Raw genomic sequence first — 16,151 nt, 5'->3', positions numbered from 1 at the left:
CCTGTTGTCGCAGCGCGATAGGGCAAGGCAGCGCATCGTGCGCCGCCGCGTCGCCGGGAGCAAGCCCGGACGACGCGATGGATCAGCCGGCTTTCTTGCCGGCGCGCGCCTGGCGCGCGGCGACGGGCTCGGCCGGCTTGGCCGTGGCTGCGTCGAGGAAGCCGCGCTGCATCGACTTCCACACGTCGAGGTTGCGCTCGGTCATCTCGTTGAGCATGGACCAGGGAGTCTGGCCCATCAGGCTGTTGAGCTGGGTGCGGAACTGCTGCTGCTGGTCGAGGAACACCTGGAGGCTGCGCTCCAGGTAGGGACCCATGAAGCCCTGCAGCGAATCGCCGTAGAAGCGGATGATGTGCGAGAGCAGCTGCGGCGAGAGCATCGGCTGGCCGTGTTCCTCGTGCTCCGCGATGATCTGCAGCAACACCGAACGGGTCAGGTCTTCGCCGGACTTGGCGTCGCGGACCTCGAAAGTTTCCCCGTCGAGGACCAGCTGGCGGACTTCTTCCAGCGTGATATAGCTCGAGATTTCCGTATCGTAGAGACGACGGTTCGGATACTTCTTAATGATGCGTAGGGTTTGTGCCATGCGGCGAAAGCTACCACGAGGTATTGCGCCGCACCAGTTGCCATAAGTCCATGCAATCGTTTGCGTTCTTCACCTTTCCGATTGGAACGATTTAAATAACCGCAATTTAATGTTGCGCAGCATGATCGCCGTTCGCGCGGCGCACGCCGGATGGGGCGCGCCGCCTTTTCATCAGTGCGCGGCGGCGCCCGCGGCACTGCCGAACGGCGGCTTCGCCAGCCACAGGATCGGGATCAGCGCCAGGAACAGCAGTCCGCAGAGCCAGAACACGTCGTTCACGGCCAGGGTCAGCGCCTCGCGGTTGACGACCTGGTCGAGCACGGCGCGCTGCGATGCGCCATGCAGGTTCAGCGATTGCAGGCGGCCCACGTACGCCATGGTGGCCGGAGAGGCCGGATTGACGTACTCGGTGAGCGAGGCATGGTGGGCTTCGCCGCGATGCTGCCAGATGGTCACGGTGAGCGCGGTGGACACGCTCGAGGCCAGCGTGCGGCAGAAGTTGGCAAGGCCGGAGGCGCCGGCGATCTGGTCGGGCCGCAGGTCGGACAGGAAGATCTGGTTCAGCGGGATGAAGAAGCACGCGATGCCGATGCCCATGACGAAGCGCGGCAGCACCAGGGTGGCGAACGATGCGCCGCTGGTGAAGGTCGAGAACCAGAACGCGGTGAAGGCGAACACCAGGAAGGCGAAGGTCACCACCGAGCGAAGTTCCAGTCGCTGGATGTTCTTGCCGATGATGGGCGACATCAGGAAGGCGAGGATGCCCACGGGTGCCGTGGCCAGGCCCGCCCACGTGGCCGTGTAGCCCAGCGTGGTCTGCAACCACAGCGGAAACACCACGGTGATGCCGAAAAACCCCAGCATGCCCAGCGACAGGGCGCTGACGCCCACCGCAAAGTTGCGCCGCGCGAACAGCGACAGGTCCACCACGGGGTATTTCGCCGTCAGCTCCCAGATGACCAGGAAGGTCAGCGCCACCAGCGCCACGAGGCCCAGCGTGAGGATGAGCGGCGAGGCGAACCAGTCGTGGTCGTTGCCGTTGTCCAGCATGAACTGCAGGCTGCCGACGCCGACCACCAGCAGGAACAGCCCCACCGAATCGATCGGCGCGCGCACGGTCTTCGTCTCGCGCGTGCGCAGGATGGCCCACGTGATGACGCCGGCCGCCGCACCGACGGGTACGTTGATGTAGAAGATCCACGGCCAGGAGAAGTTGTCGGTGAGGTAGCCGCCGAGGATGGGCCCGAAGATGGGGGCCACCACCACCGTCATCGCCCACATGGCCAGGGCGATGCCCTGCTTCTCCTTCGGGTAGCTGGCCAGCAGCAGCGACAGCGACAACGCCACCATCGGGCCGGAACCCGCGCCCTGCAGCAGGCGGAACACCACCAGCATGGGCATGCTGGTGGCCAGGCCGCACAGCATCGAGAACACGACGAACAACGCCACGGAGACGCAGAAGGTTTTCACTTCGCCGAAGCGCTTGGCGATCCAGCCGGTCAGCGGTTGCATCACGGCGCTGGCCAGCGCGTAGGAACTGATTGCCCAGGTGCCTTCGTTGGAACTCACGCCGAGGCTGCCCGCGATGTGCGGCACGGCCACGTTGACGATCGTCATGTCCAGGATCTCCATGAACGTCGAGAACGCGACGGCCATGGTGAGCAGGACCAGGGCACCGCCTTGCAGCGGCTTGGGGCCGCCGCGGGCGGGGGCGGTATCCGTGAGGGCGGGCGCGTCGCTCAAGGCACTCTCGCTCCGAGGTTGTCGCGCACGATGGCATCGGCGGCGGCGTCGGCCTTGGCGGCCACGTCGTCATAGACGGAGGTCTGCGCCACCGGTGTCGTGGCCGGCGACTTCGCCAGGACATCGCCGTCATCATGGGAGATATCGACGGTGACCGCCGTGGACAGGCCGATGCGCAAGGGATGCTTGTCGAGGTCGCGCGCGTCGAGCGCGATGCGCACGGGGATGCGTTGCACCACCTTGATCCAGTTGCCCGTGGCGTTCTGCGCCGGCAGCAGCGAGAACGCGCTGCCGGTGCCCGCGCCCAGGCCGATCACCTTGCCGTGGTACTCGACACCGCCGCCGTAGATGTCCGCTTCGATGCGGGCCGGCTGGCCGATGCGCACATGGCGCAACTGGCTTTCCTTGAAGTTGGCGTCCACCCAGAGGTCGTGCAGCGGAATGACCGTCATCAGCTGCTGGCCCGGCTGCACGCTGTTGCCGAGCTGGACGCTGCGTTGGGCGACGTAGCCGTCGATGGGCGCGACGATGGCGTTGCGCTGCGCGGCCACCCAGGCCTGGCGGAAGTTGGCGCGTGCCTGGTCCACGGCGGGATTGGACGCCACGTCGCTGCCGTCGATCAGGGCGCGCGAGGCATCGGCCTGGCGCTGCGCCGCTTCCAGCGCGGACTGCGCGCTGTCCACCGCGTCCCGGGCATGCTGCACCTCTTCCGGCGCCACGGCTTTCTCGGCGAGCAGGGGAATACGGCGGCGCAGATCGTCCTGCGCGCGCTTGAGGTCGTTCCGGCGCGCACCCAGCGCGGCGTCCGCGCCGGCGGACGACTGGGTCTGCTGGCGTACCTGCCGCACGGCCTGTGCCAGCGCGCTGCTGGCCTTGCGCAGCGCCACGTCGGCATCGGTAGCGTCCAGGCGCACCAGCACCTGGCCGGCGTTGACGCGCTGCGTGTCGTCGGCGAACACGCCGGTGACGATGCCGGGCACCTGGGCGGAAATGCCCACCTGGTTGCCGCCGACATAAGCATCATCGGTGGTTTCGCGCAGCGAGAAGACGAACATCCACAACAGGAACCACGCCACGGCGGCGACGATGAAGACCAGCAGGGCGATCAGTAGCGCGCGGTTCCGCTTGCGCTTGTTCTTGGGCGCGTTGCCGCTTTCGTCCTGGGGGCGCGGCGTATCGGTCGGGTTGGCGCTCATGGGCTCGGGGTTCCGTTCGTGCGGGGCGTGGAAGGGGTGTCGGTCGGTTCGGCGCGATAGCCGCCGCCGAGTGATTTGATCAAGGCGATGTCGGTGGAAAGGGCCTGGCCCTGCAGTGCCGCATCCGCGTCCAGCTGCTGGACCAGTGCGGCTTCGCCGGCGAGCGACTCGCGGTCGTCGCGTACACCGCGCGCGGCGCGCGCCCTGGCACTGGCGAGCAACGCGTTTGCGGCGTCGATCTGCTCGGCCTGCTGCGTACGCCGTGCGGCCAGTTGCTGGGCGCTGAGGGCCTGGGTGGCCACGTCGCGCGCGGCGGATACGACGGTCGCGTTGTACTGCGCCACGGCGGCCGCGAGCTGCGCGCGGCTGACGCCGTGGTTCGCTTCCAGTGCGCCACCCTCGAAGATCGGCAGGTGAAGCGCAGGCGTCAGCGCGAAGACCCGACTGTCCGCGGAGAACACCTTGTCCATGTCGATGCTGGATAGCCCGGCCATGCCGGTGAGGCTGATGTCCGGGAAGAACTGCGCGCGCGCGGCATCGGTGCGGCGCAGGGCCGCTTCCACCTGCCAGCGGCTGGCGGCGATATCGGGACGGCGGGCCATGAGGTCGCTGCCGACGTTGGCCGGCAGGCCGGTGCCGACGACGGGCAGTGGACGCGGCAGCAACGGGGGCAATTGAGCGGGTGACACGCCGACCAGCGTGGCCAGGGCCGCGCGGCGGATATCGGCCGAGCCTTGCAGCGCGACACGTTGCTGGCGCGCGCCGGATAGCTCACCGCGTGCCTGCTGTGCCGTGTCCGGTACGTCCACGCCTTGCTTCACGCGCAGCTCGGCAATGCGCAGGGCGCGCTCGCGGGCGGCGATCAGGCGGTCGGCGAGGGCGACACGCGAGGTGTCCGCCAACCAGCCGAAATACGTGTCCGCCACCATCGCCTGGATGGCCAGCGACGATGCGGAGCGTTCCGCTTCGGCCGCCCGCGCGCTGTCGATGGCGGATTCGAGGGTGAAGCGCTTCTTGCCCCACCAGTCGAAATCGTAGCTGGCCTGGATGCCGATGTCGGCCTGGTTGTACCAGGTGAAACCGAGGAACTGCGCCGGGATCAGGCCGTGCTCGCTCATGCGCTGGCGCGCCACCTGGGCGCTGCCGTCTACGCGCAGGCCGGCCTGCGCGGCTGCGACTCGGATGTCCTGCTGGGCGCTGTCCACGCGCGTCTTCGCCTGGGCCAGGTCCGGCGCGCCGCGCAGCGCCATGGTCATCAGCGTGTCCAGCTGCGGGTCACCGTAGGCGCGCCACCACTCGGCGGCCGGCCAGCCGGGGCGCTGGTCGGTGACCAGGCCGGCCAGCGGCACGTCGTCGCGGAGCGCGGGGCGGTCGATCTTCGCCGGCACGTGGCACGCGGCGAGCGCGATGGCGATCACCCCGGCGAGTGCGGCGGGACGGGACGGGATTCGGTTCATGGGCTGTCCGATGTATCCATGTGCAGGGCAAGCTTTTTCAGCAGGCCTTCGAGGGTGAGGCGTTCCGCGTCGCTGAAGCAGGTGAAGCGGGCGACCAGGTCGGGGAACATCGGTGGTAGGAGTTCGAGCACGAACCGCCGACCCTCGGCGGTGATCGTCAGCATCACCTGGCGCCGGTCGTGCGTGGCGTGGGAGCGGGTGATGAGCCCCCGTTTGGCCAGCAGGTTGGTGATGCGGGTCATGTTGGTCGGCTTCTGCTCGGCCAGCGTGCATAGCTCGCCGGGGGTGGAACGGCCGTCTTCCGCTGAATACAGCATCATCAGCGTGCGGAAATCGCTGTCGTTCATGTCGTACGGATCGAGCCGTGCCTGCACCTCCCGGCGCAGTGCCTCGCCGGTCAGCAGCAGGAGGCGGATCAGGAGCACCTCGCGGCGCGGTATACCCGGAACGATCGCGGCGACGCGATCAATCCCTTCGTACAAAGCGTCGACGCACGGCTTGAGACTGGTCATTTCGCTGGATAATAGTTCGCTGGTGAATTATTAGCCTAGCAAGCAACCGGGTAGGGCGCAAGCGGGGAGCCGTGGGCCGCAGCCTAGGACAGGCGGAACAGCGCCGATGCATTGGCCGTTGTCGCCGCGGCAATGGTTTCGCGCGTTTCACCCCGAAGTCGGGCGACTGTATCCAGCACCTCGAGCATGAAAGCCGGCTCGTTGCGCTCGCCGCGGTGCCCGGCGCAGGGCTGGTCCGGTGCATCGGTTTCCAGTAGCAGCCACGAAAGCGGCATCGTGGTGACGACGCGCCGGATGCGCGCGGCACGCTCGTAGGTCACGGGGCCACCGATACCGAGGTGGAAGCCCAGGTCGAACAGCTGCCGCGCCTGTTCCTCACTGCCCGCGAAGCTGTGCACCACGCCGCGCAGGCCACCCACGCGCCGCAAGGTATGGATCACCTCCTCGAACGCCCGACGCCCGTGCACGATCACCGGCAGGTCGTGCTCCCTGGCGATCTCCAGCTGGCGCAGGAAGATCGTCCGTTGTCGAGCGAAGTCCAGGCCGTCGACGTAGGCGTCGAGGCCGATTTCGCCGACCGCGACGGCGCCGCGCCCTTCCAGCCATGCCGGTAGCTCGGCGAGGTGGCGGTCCTCATGTCGATCGACAAACAGGGGGTGCAGCCCGAAGGCGGCGGACACACCCGGTCGGGCGCGGGCGAGGGCATGGACGGCCTCCCAGTTGGACCGGTCGATCGCGGGCACCACCCAGCGCCGCACGCCGGATTGCGCCGAGCGTGCGTATATTTCATCGCCGTCGGCGCCGAAAGAGGCATCGTCCAGGTGTGCGTGGGTATCCACCAGATCGAGCATGTGGGTGTTATCCCTGAATGAAGCGAAGGTCAGTCTAAGGCGGCATTCAGTTTAACGAATGTCAAATGTGATCCGAGGGCGACTTTCGGGTGATGGGGCTCGTGCGCCATCGAGGTCGTAGACCTTTTTCAGGAGAGTAAGGTGATGAACAGCTTGAAGATTTCCGTCCTGAATGTGGCATTGGGCGCGGCGCTGGTGTGTGGTCTTTCGGCCTGCAACCGCGATGCGAACGCTGACGTCTCCTACCGTGGCGACGGCACTGCGGCACCGGGCGCCGCCGCACCGGCTCCGGCCGGTCCCAAGTACGGTCGCGTGGTCAGTGTCGACCCGGTGCGCGAGGCGGCTTCTTCGCCGCAGCGCGAGTGCCACGACGAAGTCGTGACCCGGCATGTGCCGGTGCGCGACGAACACCAGATTGCCGGTACGGCCATCGGGGCGGTGGCGGGCGGCCTGCTGGGCAACCAGATCGGCGGCGGCAAGGGCCGTACGCTGGCCACGGTGGCGGGTGCGGTCGGTGGCGGCTACGCCGGTCACGAGATCCAGGAGCGTCGCCAGGAGACCAACACCACCACCGCCACGGTCAGGAAGTGCAACACGGTGGCAGGCTCGGCGGGTGACAAGATCGTGGCGTACGACGTGCGTTACGAATACAACGGCGTGACCCGCACGGTGCGCATGGACCACGACCCGGGCGATCGTGTCGAAGTGCAGGAAGGTGTGTCGGTCGTCTCCGACGCGCGTTGATCCTTCATCCCTCGTCTATCCCAAGGCGCCATCATGCACAGCATCGTTCGTAAGTCCGGCCTCGTCGCCGTCGCTATCGCCACGCTTTCCCTGACGGCGTGCTACGACCAGCCGCGTCGCGTGTACCGGGAAGATCGCGTCGTTTACCAGGGTGCGCCCCGCGGGTGCGACCAGTGCGGCGTCGTCCAGGACGTCGAGCAGGTCTATACGCAGCGCGATTCCTCGCCGCTGGGTGCGGTCATCGGCGCCGTCGCCGGCGGCCTGCTCGGCAATACGGTGGGCAAGGGTGACGGCCGCTCCGCGGCTACCGTGGGCGGTGCCGTCGTCGGTGGTCTGGTCGGCAACCAGGTGGGCAAGCGCAACGGTGGCGACGATGTGGCGTTCCGTGTCCGCATCCGCCTGGACGACGGGCGCTGGGCCACCGTAACGCAGGTGGAAGACCCGCAGCTTCGTCGTGGCGATTATGTCGAGGTGCGAGGCGACCACGTCTACAGGCGTTGATCGTTTAGCCGTATGGACGTCCAAAGAAAAGGCCCGCGAAAGCGGGCTTTTTCTTTGGACTAGACAATTCTCCGGGCAAAAAAAGACCCTCATCCGAGGGCCCCTTTTCCCGGGAATCCCAAGCTGCCCGCTCGGATTCCTTTTTCCCCCGCCGGTTTGTCCGCCGTGTCAGTTGACGGCGTAGAACGCGTGGTCGCCGATCTTGCGCACGATGCGGCTGGCGGACCAGCTCGGTATCACCGCGGCGGTGGCGAAATGATCGGCCTGTGGAACATAAACGAGTCGTTCACTCTTGGGCAGGCTCCAGTTGTTGAGGGAGTCGCCTGCCACCTTCCATGCCTTGGACCACGACACGAGGTCGGTGATCTCGAAATCCTTCGGCGTGGTGGTGATCGCAAACTGATGCGGTGCCGACACCACGTCGCACACTTTTTCGCCGCCCATGCCGCGATCGCGGCGTCGCAGGGCGACTTCGGCCACGGCGTACTGGCCGATGGTCGGTTCGCTACGTGCTTCCAGGTACACCGTCGTCGCCAGGCACGTCTGGTCGGCAAGGTGGCTCGGGAGGACGGACGCCATCCAGAGCAAAGCGGAAAGTTTCATGTGTATCTGCCTCCAACGAGCTTTTCCGTCACTTGCGGCGTCTTTCGTGAAAAAGGCCATGGGGGACGTATGAGCGGTAGACGGGCGGGCAGGCCGTTACTACCTGGACCAACCGACTTTCATCCGAGGGGTGTAGCTTCAAAAGGCACGGATGAGGCGGGCGTCACACACTGTGACTGTACTGGGCGACTGTCCGGAGTCGCCTGGTATGGGGGTATACCGAAGGGGAGCGGCATCGCGATGCGGCGGCTCCGTCGGTCGACTACGCGCTACTCATGGGCTGCGCGTCGCTTTCATCTCCGGCTTTCGCCGGGTCGCGCCAGAACCGTCATCGTCGACGGATCGTCGCGGGTGTCGCCGTGGAAACATCGCCACGACCACGTGAATGGATCGGCGGAGCCTAGTGGCGCTGCACGAATTCTGCAAGTGCGCGCGCCTTCCGATTCAGCTTCGACTCACGCATATCGTGGGACATCTTCTTGCGAAGGCGCAGAAGATCATGCTTCGAATGTGGATACGATGTGTAGGCGCGCGTTGTCCGTTTCAACCATCGTGCCATCGGCACAGCTGTCGTCCAGTACGACAAGCGACGTATGGATTTCATGCGATGCATGGCACATCAATACGTTTCCGACCTCCCTTCCGTTTATCCGCAACGATTCACCGTCTTGCAACGCAGCATCGCTGCGCACCACACGCAGGTGCTTCTTGTGACCACCAAGAAAGTGCAGTCGCGCGGCAATTTCCTGTCCCGGAAAACAGCCCTTGTCGAACGCCACCGCGTGCAGCCGCTCCATCGACAACGCTGGTGGCAACAGACGATCGAGAAGGGCGTCGGGCAACCATGCAAAGCCTCTTTCTATATGGCGCGGCAACCATGCATCGTCGCCACGCAAGACGCCGATGCGCAGCGACGCATCGCCTTCGCCGAACACGATGACGTCACCGTTTTCTTCCGCGCTCATCGCGTCGCGCGCGTCACCATCGGCCACATCGAGTACATCGGACACCGAGATCTTCACCTTCGCGCGGAATACGAAGCGCTTCAGGTCGGCGGCCAGCGCTTCGCCGTCGCCACCGCGAGGCACGGCGACGAAGCGGTCGTCTTCCAGGCGGGCAAGCTGGAGCAGGGCACGAACCCGTCCTTTCGGATCCATCCAGCCGCTCCATTGCCAGCGGCCGACGGCCAGGCCAGGTACGGCACTGCCGAACTGGGCGTTGGCGAACATGGCCGCGTCGGGTCCGGTGAGGGTGATGCTGCGAGTGGTACGGCTCGGCATGGGCGGGCGCCGGTGGTGACGGAGGCGTAGGATATACGGCCGGCCCAAGGCCAAACCAAGGCGCCGCCCACCGGCCGAGGTTGTGCTGCGGTGGCACAGGTATTACCCTTTTAGGGCTTTATAACCATGTCCGACAACTCCTCCAAACCCCAGGACGCGACCGATTCCGCTCCGGCGAAGCCGCTCGTTCCGCCGCTCGTCCCCACGAACGGCGAGACAGGAGTCGAAAAAGCGCCTTTGGACCCCACCCGCTACGGCGACTGGGAAAAGAACGGTCGCTGCATCGACTTCTGATCATGGGAGGCGGGGAGGTCCCTCGGGCATTAGCGATTCCAATCCAGGATAGCCGCCATGGCACAAACGGGACGACCGCTCTCACCGCATCTTCAGGTCTACAAATGGCAAGTGCAGATGGCATCGTCCATCCTGCATCGGGCCACGGGGATCATCCTCGCCGTAGGCAGCCTGATCATCGTCTGGGGGCTGTGTGCCCTCGCCGCCGGCGCCGACGCCTTCTCGTCGTTCTCGGCCTTCGCCGGCAGCCTGCCCGGCACGGTCGTCATGATCGGCTGGACCCTGGCGTTCTTCTATCACCTGGCCAACGGCATCCGCCACCTGGTGCAGGACACGGGCAAGGGCTACGCCATTTCCTCGTTCGTCCTGTCCAGCTGGTTGTCGATCGCCATCGCCATCGTGCTGACCGTGCTCGTCTGGGCCTACCTGCTGCTCGGAGGCCACGCATGAGCAAGGATCTGCGCAACCCGCTCGCCCGTGCCCGTGGCCTGGGCTCCGCGAAGGAAGGTGTCGGTCACTGGATGCAGCAGCGGATCACCGCGCTGGCCCTGGTGTTCCTCACGGTCTGGTTCGTTCTCGTGGTGCTGAGCCTGGTCCATACGGACTACGCCACGGCCCGCGCGACCATCGCCCGGCCCTGGAACGCCGTGCTGCTCGTCGCCCTCATCGTCACGATGTTCAAGCACGCCGTCCTCGGTCTGCAGGTCGTGATCGAAGACTACGTCCACACGCGCTGGCTCGAAGTCGCGTCGCTGGTGGCCATCAAGTTCATCGCCGTACTCGCCGCGCTCTCGGGTGTGCTGGCCGTGCTGCGCATCGCGCTCGGAAACTGATCGATGGAAGCCTATAAGGTTCAGCAACACAAATACGACGTGATCGTGGTCGGCGCCGGTGGCGCGGGCCTGCGTGCCACTTTCGGCCTGGCGGAAAAAGGGCTGAAGGCGGCGTGCATCACCAAGGTCTTCCCGACCCGTTCGCACACGGTTGCCGCGCAGGGTGGTATTTCCGCCGCGCTGGGCAACATGGGTGAAGACGACTGGCGTTTCCATTTCTACGACACGATCAAGGGTTCCGACTGGCTCGGTGACCAGGACGCCATCGAGTACATGTGCCGGGAAGCCATCCCCGCCATCATCGAACTCGAGCATTACGGCGTGCCGTTCTCGCGCACCGAGGAAGGCAAGATCTACCAGCGCCCGTTCGGCGGCATGACCACCCACTACGGCCAGGGCACCGCGCAGCGCACCTGCGCCGCGGCCGACCGCACCGGTCACGCCATCCTGCACACGCTCTACCAGCAGGCGCTGGCCCACGACGCCACCTTCTTCATCGAATACTTCGCCATCGACCTCGTCTTCGAGGACGGCAAGTGCGTGGGCGTGCTCGCCCTCGACATGAACGAAGGCACGCTGCACCTGTTCCGCGGCCATGCCGTGGTGATGGCCACGGGCGGTTACGGCCGTGCGTACTTCAGCGCCACGTCGGCGCATACCTGCACGGGCGATGGCGGCGGCATGGTGCTGCGCGCCGGCCTGCCGCTGCAGGACATGGAGTTCGTGCAGTTCCACCCGACCGGCATCTATGGCGCCGGCTGCCTGATCACCGAAGGTGTTCGCGGCGAAGGTGGCTACCTCACCAACTCCGAAGGCGAGCGCTTCATGGAGCGCTACGCACCCAACGCGAAGGATCTCGCGTCGCGCGACGTGGTCAGCCGCGCCATGACGATCGAGATCCGCGAAGGCCGCGGTGTGGGCCCGAACAAGGACCACATCCATCTCAACTTGATGCACCTCGGCCCCGAGGTCATCAACGAGCGCCTGCCGGGCATCGCCGAGTCCGCACGCATCTTCGCCGGCGTGGACGTCACCAAGGAGCCGATCCCGGTCCTGCCGACCGTCCATTACAACATGGGCGGCATCCCGACCAACTACCACGGCGAAGTGGTCACCAAGCGTGACGACGATCCGGATTCGATCGTGCCGGGCCTGTTCGCCATCGGCGAAGCGGCCTGCGTGTCGGTGCACGGCGCCAATCGCCTGGGTTCCAACTCGCTGCTGGACCTGGTGGTCTTCGGCCGTGCCGTGTCGCACCGCTGCGCCGAGCTGATCAAGCCGGGCACGCCGCACAAGGATCTTCCGGCCAACGCGCTGGATACCATCCTCGGTCGTTTCGACGCGCTGCGCCACGCGGACGGCACCAAACCGACCGCAGCCATCCGCGCCGAGATGCAGAAGACCATGCAGTCCGACGCCGCCGTGTTCCGTACGGGCGATACGCTCAAGGAAGGCAAGGCGAAGATCTCCGAGGTGTTCACCTCGTTCCAGCAGGTGAAGGTGAGCGACCGCTCGCTGGTGTGGAACTCCGACCTGATCGAGACGCTGGAACTGGCCAACCTGCTCGCGCAGGCCGTGGCCACCATGCATTCGGCCGAACAGCGTCCGGAGAGCCGTGGCGCGCATGCCCGCGAGGATTTCCCGGACCGCGACGACCACGACTGGCAGAAGCACACGCTCGTGTGGATCGACGAGGCCGGCCAGTCCAGCTTCGACTTCCGCCCGGTGCACATGTACACCCTGACGGACGACGTCGAAGTCGTGCCGCCGAAAAAGCGCGTTTACTGATACCGGACCGGAGAGGCAATCGTGGCAGAGTTCACGCTACCCAAGAATTCCAAGATTACGGCCGGCAAGCATTTCCCGGCGAAGGATGCGAAGAAGACCCGCACCTTCAAGATTTACCGCTGGACGCCGGACGACGGCCAGAATCCCCGCACCGACACGTACGAGGTCGACCTCGAAACGTGCGGTCCGATGGTCCTGGACGCCCTGCTCAAGATCAAGAACGAGATCGACTCGACGCTCTCGCTGCGTCGCTCGTGCCGCGAAGGCATCTGCGGCTCGTGCGCCATGAACATCGACGGTACCAACACGCTGGCGTGCACCAAGGCCATCGAGGACTGCGGTGGCGGCACGGTCAACATCTACCCGCTGCCGCACATGCCGGTGGTGAAGGACCTGGTGCCCGACCTCACGCACTTCTACGCCCAGTTCGCGTCGATCAAGCCGTGGATGCGCACGCAGAGCCCCGCGCCGGCCGACAAGGAGCGCCTGCAATCGCCGGAAGACCGCAAGAAGCTCGACGGTCTGTACGAGTGCATCCTGTGCGCCTGCTGCTCCACGTCCTGCCCCAGCTACTGGTGGAACGGCGACCGCTACCTCGGCCCGGCCATCCTCCTGCAGGCGTATCGCTGGATCGTCGACAGTCGCGACGAAGACACCGGTAACCGCCTGGACGACTTGGAAGACCCGTTCAAGCTCTACCGTTGCCACACGATCATGAACTGCGCGCGCACCTGTCCCAAGGGCCTCAACCCGGCCAAGGCGATCGCGGAGATCAAGAAGCTGATCGTGCAACGCCGCTCGGCCTGATTCCGCGCCTAACGGCACGGGTGTGTGTGTAGGAGCGCACGATGTGCGCGACATAGGTTGAGGCCTAACCTGTGGGCTGGCGCGTGACCCCATGGACAGGCGCGAAAACATGTCGCGCACGTCGTGCGCTCCTGCACCGTAATCGTGTTGACCGACGCGAAAGCACATCGCGCACATCGTGCGCTCCTACATGGGCACACGGGCGGTCGCATCATGGAAATGAATGTGGATGACGCACGACTCAAGCGGCTGCGGTGGCGCACCCGGCGCGGCACGCGCGAGCTGGATCGCCTGTTCGGCGGCTGGCTGGACGAGCGTTACGCCGACGCGGATGAGGCGTGCAGGACGGCATTCGATGCGCTGATGGACGTGCAGGATCCCGATCTCTGGGATTGGGTGATGGGCCATGCCCGCGCTCCCCGCGACGACTGGCAGGGCATCATCGATGACATCCGCACGAGGCATCGACTTTGATATCCGGCCGTCGCGACAGCTGACCTGCTGGCTGGTCATGCTGGTCGCCCTGGCCGCCGCCTCACCTCTGTTCACCGCCTTGCCCCTGCCGGTCCGCTGGCTGTCGACGGCGGCCATCGTCGTCGATGGCGTTCGCCGCATCCATCGATACCGGCATCCTGCCTGGCGCCGGCTCTCCTGGGCCGCCGACGGGGCGTGGACGGTGACCGGTCGCCATGGTGCTGCCACGGAGGCGGAGCTGCGGGCGGCGCGGCGGGTGGGGCAGGGTGTCTGCCTGTCGCTGCGCTGGCGCCGGCGGTGGCTGCATCTGCTGTTCCTCCCGGACAACACGCCCGCGGCGGACCTGCGCATGCTGCGGGCCCGCCTGAAGCGGGTGCGGGCCGCACCGGCGGATGGCCTGCCCTGACGGCGGACGCCACCGCCGAAAGCTGAAGGCCGCCCGGCCGGTCTCCTGCTTCGGCTTGCCCCGGCGCGCCGCATCGTGCACTCTGCCGCGCGGTGCGTGCCTTTCGCGGCGGGCCCACTCCTTCAAGGTTGCGACCCACAGGTATGTTCAGACCCCTCGAGCTTTTCATCGGACTGCGCTACACGCGCGCCAAGCGTCGCAACCAGTTCATCTCCTTCATCTCCACGGTGTCGATCGTCTGCATCGCCATCAGCGTGACCGCGCTCATCACGGTCATGTCGGTGATGAACGGCTTCGACAGCGAACTGCGTAACCGCATCCTGGGTGCCGTCTCGCACATCACCATCTCGGGTATCGACGACACGGTGCAGGACTGGCAGTCCGCCGTGAGGACGGCCGAGGCCACCCCGCACGTGAAGGGCGCGGCCCCGTATGTCGAGATCCAGGCCTTCCTGCAGGCGCGCCGCCCGAGCGGGGCGCTGATCCGCGGCATCGTGCCGTCGATGGAGCCGAGGGTGTCGGACATCGACACGCACATGGTCCACGGCAAGATGACCGACCTGACCGATCGCAGCTGGAAGATCGCGCTCGGCAGCGAGCTGGCCACGCAGCTCGGCGTGCAGGTGGGCGACAAGGTCACGGTGGTGGTGCCGCAGTTCACGGCCACGCCGATGGGCGCGGTGCCCAAGCTGCGCAGCTTCACCGTCAGCGGCATCTTCGAGCTGGGCATGCAGGAATACGATGCGAACCTCGCGCTGATCTCGATGGAGGACGCCCAGCGCCTCAATGGCCTGAACGGGCCGACGGGCATCCGCCTGAAGCTGGACGACATGCGCGAGGCCTTCCCGGTGGCGCAGGAGCTGTCCAACAAGCTGGGCCAGACCTACCGCATCGAAACCTGGATGGACACACACGCCAACTTCTTCCGTGCCATCGACATGGAGAAGACGGTGATGTTCGTGATTCTCTCGCTGATCATCCTGGTGGCGGTGATCAACCTCATTTCCATGCTGATGATGCTGGTGACCGACAAGCAGGCCGACATCGCCATCCTCCGCACGCTGGGCTCGACCCCGCGCAGCATCATGGGCATGTTCATGGTGCAGGGTCTGCTGGTGGGCATCGTCGGCATTGCCAGCGGTGTCGCCCTGGGTGCGCTGTTGTCGTACAACCTGCCGGCCATCGTCAAATGGATCGAGCGCATCACCGGGCAGAATTTCCTCTCGCCGGACGTGTACTACATCAGTGAGCTGCCCAGCCAGCTGCTCTGGTCCGACGTGGGCTGGGTGGTGCTGGTGACCTTCGCGTTCTCGCTGCTGGCCACGTTGTATCCCGCATGGCGTGCATCGCGCACGCAGCCCGCCCAGGCGCTCCGCTATGAATAATCCCACCGACGACATCGTGCTGCGCGCCACCGGAGTGGCCAAGGTCTACGAAGAGGGCGACCTGCGCACGGGCGTGCTGTCCAACGTGAGTTTCTCACTGCGCCGCGGCGAGACGATGTCCATCGTCGGCGCCTCGGGCTCGGGCAAGTCCACGCTGCTGCATATCATCGGCGGCCTGGACACGCTCACGGCCGGCAAGGTTGAGGTTAACGGTCGCGTGCTTTCCGATCTTTCGGATGCCGAGCGTGGCCGCGAGCGTAATCGCTCGCTGGGCTTCATCTACCAGTTCCACCACCTGCTGCCGGAATTCACGGCGCTGGAAAACGTGTGCATGCCCCTGCTGATCCGCGGCGTGTCCATCGCGCAGGCCCAGAAGGAGGCCACGACGCTGCTGGAGCGGGTAGGGCTGTCGTCGCGCCTGCGCCATCGCCCGGCCGAGATGTCCGGCGGCGAGCGCCAGCGTTGCGCGGTGGCCCGTGCCCTGGTCACGCGGCCGGCGTGCGTGCTGGGCGATGAGCCCACGGGCAACCTCGACGAGGCCAACGCCGCGCAGGTGTACGCCCTGATGCTGGAACTGAACCGCGAAATCGGCACCAGCTTCGTGCTGGTCACGCACGACACGCGCCTGGCCGGCCGCATGGACCGCACGCTGGAGCTGCAGAACGGCGAGCTCCACGAGCGCTAGGCTGGC

The 16,151-nt window shown here is 66.1% G+C and carries 19 protein-coding genes; 11 read left to right on the top strand and 8 right to left on the bottom strand.

The window, feature by feature from the left end:
• Positions 1-82: 82 nt before the first annotated feature.
• The 6 genes from phaR to ACVKN3_RS02305 all read right to left on the bottom strand — a co-directional run bounded on the left by phaR (position 83) and on the right by ACVKN3_RS02305 (position 6,345).
• A complete protein-coding gene (phaR, locus tag ACVKN3_RS02330; protein ID WP_036140967.1) occupies positions 83-586 on the bottom strand; it encodes a polyhydroxyalkanoate synthesis repressor PhaR in 504 nt (167 codons plus the stop codon).
• 171 nt (positions 587-757) lie between these two features.
• Entirely contained in the window at positions 758-2,329 is a 1,572-nt protein-coding gene (locus tag ACVKN3_RS02325) for a DHA2 family efflux MFS transporter permease subunit (protein WP_354512723.1), read from the bottom strand.
• Positions 2,326-3,525, bottom strand: a complete 1,200-nt coding sequence (locus tag ACVKN3_RS02320) for an efflux RND transporter periplasmic adaptor subunit (protein WP_285401558.1) — start codon at positions 3,523-3,525, stop codon at positions 2,326-2,328. Before ACVKN3_RS02320 ends, ACVKN3_RS02325 begins: the two co-directional genes overlap by 4 nt.
• On the bottom strand, positions 3,522-4,982 hold the full coding sequence (locus tag ACVKN3_RS02315; RefSeq protein WP_354512726.1) for an efflux transporter outer membrane subunit: 1,461 nt from the start codon (positions 4,980-4,982) through the stop codon (positions 3,522-3,524). The genes ACVKN3_RS02320 and ACVKN3_RS02315 overlap by 4 nt, the downstream gene beginning before the upstream one ends.
• Positions 4,979-5,494 (bottom strand): MarR family winged helix-turn-helix transcriptional regulator, encoded by a 516-nt coding sequence (locus ACVKN3_RS02310; RefSeq protein ID WP_285401562.1) that lies wholly within the window; start codon positions 5,492-5,494, stop codon positions 4,979-4,981. The genes ACVKN3_RS02315 and ACVKN3_RS02310 overlap by 4 nt, the downstream gene beginning before the upstream one ends.
• Before the next feature lie 83 nt (positions 5,495-5,577).
• Complete coding sequence (locus tag ACVKN3_RS02305; protein WP_354512728.1) at positions 5,578-6,345, bottom strand: TatD family hydrolase; 768 nt, start codon at positions 6,343-6,345, stop codon at positions 5,578-5,580.
• A 144-nt stretch (positions 6,346-6,489) separates the two neighbouring features.
• Here ACVKN3_RS02305 and ACVKN3_RS02300 point away from each other — a divergent pair, with 144 nt between their 5' ends.
• Positions 6,490-7,089, top strand: coding sequence for a glycine zipper 2TM domain-containing protein (locus ACVKN3_RS02300; RefSeq protein ID WP_285401566.1), 600 nt, complete (start codon positions 6,490-6,492; stop codon positions 7,087-7,089).
• Positions 7,090-7,122: 33 nt separating this feature from the next.
• Positions 7,123-7,590 carry an outer membrane lipoprotein gene (locus ACVKN3_RS02295; protein ID WP_285401568.1) on the top strand — a complete coding sequence of 156 codons (468 nt, stop codon included), beginning with the start codon at positions 7,123-7,125 and terminating at the stop codon, positions 7,588-7,590.
• Positions 7,591-7,758: 168 nt separating this feature from the next.
• Here ACVKN3_RS02295 and ACVKN3_RS02290 read toward each other — a convergent pair whose 3' ends face one another.
• Entirely contained in the window at positions 7,759-8,193 is a 435-nt protein-coding gene (locus ACVKN3_RS02290; protein WP_036140981.1) for a cell wall hydrolase, read from the bottom strand.
• A 497-nt stretch (positions 8,194-8,690) separates the two neighbouring features.
• Positions 8,691-9,422 carry a CAF17-like 4Fe-4S cluster assembly/insertion protein YgfZ gene (gene ygfZ / locus ACVKN3_RS02285; RefSeq protein WP_354512731.1) on the bottom strand — a complete coding sequence of 244 codons (732 nt, stop codon included), beginning with the start codon at positions 9,420-9,422 and terminating at the stop codon, positions 8,691-8,693.
• A 177-nt stretch (positions 9,423-9,599) separates the two neighbouring features.
• Between ygfZ and ACVKN3_RS02280 the strand changes: the two genes are divergently transcribed.
• The 9 genes from ACVKN3_RS02280 to lolD all read left to right on the top strand — a co-directional run bounded on the left by ACVKN3_RS02280 (position 9,600) and on the right by lolD (position 16,145).
• Positions 9,600-9,767, top strand: coding sequence for a DUF1674 domain-containing protein (locus ACVKN3_RS02280; RefSeq protein WP_081916539.1), 168 nt, complete (start codon positions 9,600-9,602; stop codon positions 9,765-9,767).
• A gap of 57 nt (positions 9,768-9,824) precedes the next feature.
• Complete coding sequence (gene sdhC / locus ACVKN3_RS02275) at positions 9,825-10,217, top strand: succinate dehydrogenase, cytochrome b556 subunit (protein ID WP_285401571.1); 393 nt, start codon at positions 9,825-9,827, stop codon at positions 10,215-10,217.
• On the top strand, positions 10,214-10,600 hold the full coding sequence (sdhD, locus tag ACVKN3_RS02270; protein ID WP_285401573.1) for a succinate dehydrogenase, hydrophobic membrane anchor protein: 387 nt from the start codon (positions 10,214-10,216) through the stop codon (positions 10,598-10,600). The genes sdhC and sdhD overlap by 4 nt, the downstream gene beginning before the upstream one ends.
• A 3-nt stretch (positions 10,601-10,603) precedes the next feature.
• Positions 10,604-12,388 carry a succinate dehydrogenase flavoprotein subunit gene (gene sdhA, locus ACVKN3_RS02265; protein WP_285401575.1) on the top strand — a complete coding sequence of 595 codons (1,785 nt, stop codon included), beginning with the start codon at positions 10,604-10,606 and terminating at the stop codon, positions 12,386-12,388.
• Positions 12,389-12,409: 21 nt separating this feature from the next.
• On the top strand, positions 12,410-13,195 hold the full coding sequence (locus ACVKN3_RS02260) for a succinate dehydrogenase iron-sulfur subunit (RefSeq protein ID WP_285401577.1): 786 nt from the start codon (positions 12,410-12,412) through the stop codon (positions 13,193-13,195).
• Positions 13,196-13,420: 225 nt separating this feature from the next.
• Complete coding sequence (locus ACVKN3_RS02255; protein WP_345782883.1) at positions 13,421-13,669, top strand: FAD assembly factor SdhE; 249 nt, start codon at positions 13,421-13,423, stop codon at positions 13,667-13,669.
• On the top strand, positions 13,641-14,075 hold the full coding sequence (locus ACVKN3_RS02250) for a YgfX family protein (RefSeq protein WP_285401581.1): 435 nt from the start codon (positions 13,641-13,643) through the stop codon (positions 14,073-14,075). The genes ACVKN3_RS02255 and ACVKN3_RS02250 overlap by 29 nt, the downstream gene beginning before the upstream one ends.
• Positions 14,076-14,218: 143 nt before the next feature.
• A complete protein-coding gene (locus ACVKN3_RS02245) occupies positions 14,219-15,460 on the top strand; it encodes a lipoprotein-releasing ABC transporter permease subunit (RefSeq protein WP_285401583.1) in 1,242 nt (413 codons plus the stop codon).
• Entirely contained in the window at positions 15,453-16,145 is a 693-nt protein-coding gene (gene lolD / locus ACVKN3_RS02240) for a lipoprotein-releasing ABC transporter ATP-binding protein LolD (protein ID WP_285401585.1), read from the top strand. Before ACVKN3_RS02245 ends, lolD begins: the two co-directional genes overlap by 8 nt.
• Positions 16,146-16,151 lie beyond the last annotated feature (6 nt).

The organism is Luteibacter sp. PvP120 (assembly GCF_054055715.1).
Note: the sequence above shows the minus strand (reverse complement) of the source record. Positions and strands in the feature narration are given on the sequence as shown.

Coding starts and splice junctions, on each gene's coding strand:
- phaR (WP_036140967.1), bottom strand. CDS start 586: ATGGCACAAACCCTACGCATCATTAAGAAGTATCCGAACCGTCGTCTC.
- ACVKN3_RS02320 (WP_285401558.1), bottom strand. CDS start 3,525: ATGAGCGCCAACCCGACCGATACGCCGCGCCCCCAGGACGAAAGCGGC.
- ACVKN3_RS02315 (WP_354512726.1), bottom strand. CDS start 4,982: ATGAACCGAATCCCGTCCCGTCCCGCCGCACTCGCCGGGGTGATCGCC.
- ACVKN3_RS02310 (WP_285401562.1), bottom strand. CDS start 5,494: ATGACCAGTCTCAAGCCGTGCGTCGACGCTTTGTACGAAGGGATTGAT.
- ACVKN3_RS02305 (WP_354512728.1), bottom strand. CDS start 6,345: ATGCTCGATCTGGTGGATACCCACGCACACCTGGACGATGCCTCTTTC.
- ACVKN3_RS02300 (WP_285401566.1), top strand. CDS start 6,490: ATGAACAGCTTGAAGATTTCCGTCCTGAATGTGGCATTGGGCGCGGCG.
- ACVKN3_RS02295 (WP_285401568.1), top strand. CDS start 7,123: ATGCACAGCATCGTTCGTAAGTCCGGCCTCGTCGCCGTCGCTATCGCC.
- ACVKN3_RS02290 (WP_036140981.1), bottom strand. CDS start 8,193: ATGAAACTTTCCGCTTTGCTCTGGATGGCGTCCGTCCTCCCGAGCCAC.
- ygfZ (WP_354512731.1), bottom strand. CDS start 9,422: ATGTTCGCCAACGCCCAGTTCGGCAGTGCCGTACCTGGCCTGGCCGTC.
- ACVKN3_RS02280 (WP_081916539.1), top strand. CDS start 9,600: ATGTCCGACAACTCCTCCAAACCCCAGGACGCGACCGATTCCGCTCCG.
- sdhC (WP_285401571.1), top strand. CDS start 9,825: ATGGCACAAACGGGACGACCGCTCTCACCGCATCTTCAGGTCTACAAA.
- sdhD (WP_285401573.1), top strand. CDS start 10,214: ATGAGCAAGGATCTGCGCAACCCGCTCGCCCGTGCCCGTGGCCTGGGC.
- sdhA (WP_285401575.1), top strand. CDS start 10,604: ATGGAAGCCTATAAGGTTCAGCAACACAAATACGACGTGATCGTGGTC.
- ACVKN3_RS02250 (WP_285401581.1), top strand. CDS start 13,641: ATGACATCCGCACGAGGCATCGACTTTGATATCCGGCCGTCGCGACAG.
- ACVKN3_RS02245 (WP_285401583.1), top strand. CDS start 14,219: ATGTTCAGACCCCTCGAGCTTTTCATCGGACTGCGCTACACGCGCGCC.
- lolD (WP_285401585.1), top strand. CDS start 15,453: ATGAATAATCCCACCGACGACATCGTGCTGCGCGCCACCGGAGTGGCC.